At 70.3% G+C, this 2,545-nt stretch carries 2 protein-coding genes and 1 pseudogene; all 3 read right to left on the bottom strand.

The window, feature by feature from the left end; translation table 11 throughout:
- Positions 1-618 (bottom strand): ABC transporter ATP-binding protein (locus tag FUT87_RS16060; protein WP_147241663.1); only part of this gene is annotated, 618 nt, incomplete at its 3' end.
- Positions 611-1,995 (bottom strand): annotated as a pseudogene (locus FUT87_RS16055) (GH1 family beta-glucosidase). The gene FUT87_RS16060 and the pseudogene FUT87_RS16055, both read right to left, overlap by 8 nt.
- 115 nt (positions 1,996-2,110) lie before the next feature.
- Positions 2,111-2,545, bottom strand: a 435-nt coding sequence (locus FUT87_RS16050; protein ID WP_147241662.1) for a carbohydrate ABC transporter permease, incomplete at its 5' end; no start/stop codon positions are given.

The raw sequence follows: 2,545 nt of genomic DNA, 5'->3' as shown, positions 1-2,545 counted from the left end.
CGCGATGCGGTCGCCCAGCGTCATGGCCTCGACCTGGTCATGGGTCACGTAGATCATGGTCGTGCCCAGCTCGCGATGCAGGCGCGCCAGCTCCAGGCGCATCTGCACGCGCAAGGCGGCATCGAGGTTGGACAGCGGCTCGTCGAACAGGAAGACCGAAGGCCGGCGCACGATCGCGCGGCCGATGGCAACGCGCTGGCGCTGGCCGCCGGAGAGCTCGCGCGGCCGGCGCTGCAGCAGCGGCCCGATCTGCAGGATCTCCGCGACCTGGCCGACGCGCTCGCGCACCTCGGCGCGGGGCAGCCCGGACATCTTCAGCGCGAAGCCCATGTTCTGCTCGACGGTCATGTGCGGGTACAGCGCATAGCTCTGGAACACCATCGCCACGCCGCGCTGCGACGCATCGAGCGCGGCCACGCTGCGTCCGCCGATGCGGACATCGCCGTCGTCGATGTCCTCGAGCCCCGCGATCATGCGCAGGAGCGTCGACTTGCCGCAGCCGGACGGGCCGACGAACACGGTGAACTCGCCATCGGCGATGTCCAGGTCGATGCCCTTGAGCACCTCGACACCGCCGCTGTAGCGCTTGCGCAGGTCGCGCAACTGCATGTCAGCCATGGACGGGCTCCTGCGCCGGGGCGTCCACGTGGCGGCGCGCCTGGGCGATCGTGGCGCTGTACCAGTGGGCGCTGTCCTTCAGCGTGCGCTGCTGGGTCGCGTAGTCGACATGGACCAGGCCGAAGCGCTTGGCATAGCCCGAGTCCCACTCGTAGTTGTCCATCAAGCTCCAGTAGAAGTAGCCGCGGATGTCGACGCCGGCGGCCTTGGCCTGCGCCAGCGCCTCGAGGTGGCGGCGCACATAGTCGATGCGCGCGTGGTCGGGCACGCGGCCGTGGTCCAGCGTGTCGGCGTTGGCCATGCCGTTCTCGGTGATGAAGATGGGCGGCAGGTCCCGGTACTGCGCCTTCAGGCCGACGAGCAGCTCGCGCAGGCCGTCGGGGTAGATCTCCCAACCCATGTCGGTCGCGCCCAGCGCCATCGGCGGCGGCACCGGCGGCTCGTCGCGGCTGGCCCAGATGCGGGCGTAGTAGTTGATGCCCAGGAAGTCCAGCGGCGCCTGGATCAGCGCCATGTCGCCGTCCTGGACCTGCGGGTAGTGGGCGATGCCGGCGTCCTGCGGATAGCGCCCCTGGAACAGCGGATCCATGTACCAGCGCACGAAGCGCGCGTACTCGGTGGCGGCCGCGGCCTGGTCGGCGGCGCTCGCGGTCGCCGCGGTCACGCTGGACTGGTTCAGCACGATGCCCAGCGGGCAGGCGGTGCCGCTGGCCCGCATCGCGCTCATTGCCAGGCCGTGCGACAGCAGCAGGTGGTGCGAGACCTGCGCGGCCAGTTGTGGGTCGCGCTCGCCTGGCGCGAACTTGCCGATCTCATGGCCCAGCACCGCGGTGCACCAGGGCTCGTTGTGGGTCGCCAGCGAGGCCAGCCGGTCGCCCAGCCGCCGCGCGATCGCGTCGGCATAAACAGCGAAGTGGAAAGCGGTGTCGCGATTGCCCCAGCCGCCGCGATCCTGCAAAGCCTGCGGCAGGTCCCAGTGATACAGCGTCGCGTGCGGCGCGATGCCGCGCTCGAGCAGCCCATCGACGAGACGGTCGTAGAAGTCCAGGCCGCGCTCGTTGAAGAGCCCCTGCCCCAGCGGCTGCACGCGCGGCCAGGCGATGGAGAAGCGGTAGGCATCGACGCCCAGGCCCGCGATCATCGCGACGTCATCCTTCCAGCGGCGGTAGTGGTCGCAGGCGACGGCGCCGCTTTCGCCATTGACGGTGCGGCCGGGCTGGCTCGCGAAGGTGTCCCAGATCGACGGGCCGCGGCGTCGACATCGACGGCGCCCTCGATCTGGTAGGCGCTGGTCGCGACGCCCCAGGTGAAGGCGTCGCCCAGCTGACGCAGCGCGGCGGCGGAGAGACGGTCGGAAGCGGTGAAGCGGTCGGTCATGGAAGGGGTCGGGCTCATGAGGGCTGGAAGGCTGGAGGGCTTGAAAGCGGGAGGAACGGGATGAGGCGTTGAGGCGCTGAGGCGTTGATTCGGTGGGAGACGGAGCGCGTCGCGGCTACTTGACCGCGCCGGCGGTGAGGCCGTCGATCAGGCGCCGCGAGGCGACGACGAACATCAGCAGCAGCGGCAGCACCGCGACCGCGGCGCCGGCGCACAGCGCGCCCCAAGGCGTCTGTCCGCTGCCCTGCAGCGCGCGCAGCGCCAGCGGCACGGTGTAGAGGTCCATGTCGCGGATCACCACGAGCGGCCCCATGAAGTTGTTCCACGAGCCGATGAAGGTGATCAGCCCGAGCGTGCCCAACGCCGGCAGCGTCAGCGGCAGCACGATGCGCCAGAAGATGCCGAACTCGCCGCAGCCGTCCAGCCGGGCGGCGTCCACCAACTCGCGGGGCACGGTGCTGCCAATGTACTGGCGCATCATGAAGATGCCCAGCGCGCCACAGGCGCCCGGCACGATCAGGGCCTTGTGCTCGTTCAGCCAGCCCAGCCA

This window comes from Mitsuaria sp. TWR114 (genome assembly GCF_007997345.1).
The sequence above is the reverse complement of the archived record's forward strand: the minus strand, read 5'-3'. Positions and strand labels throughout refer to the sequence as shown.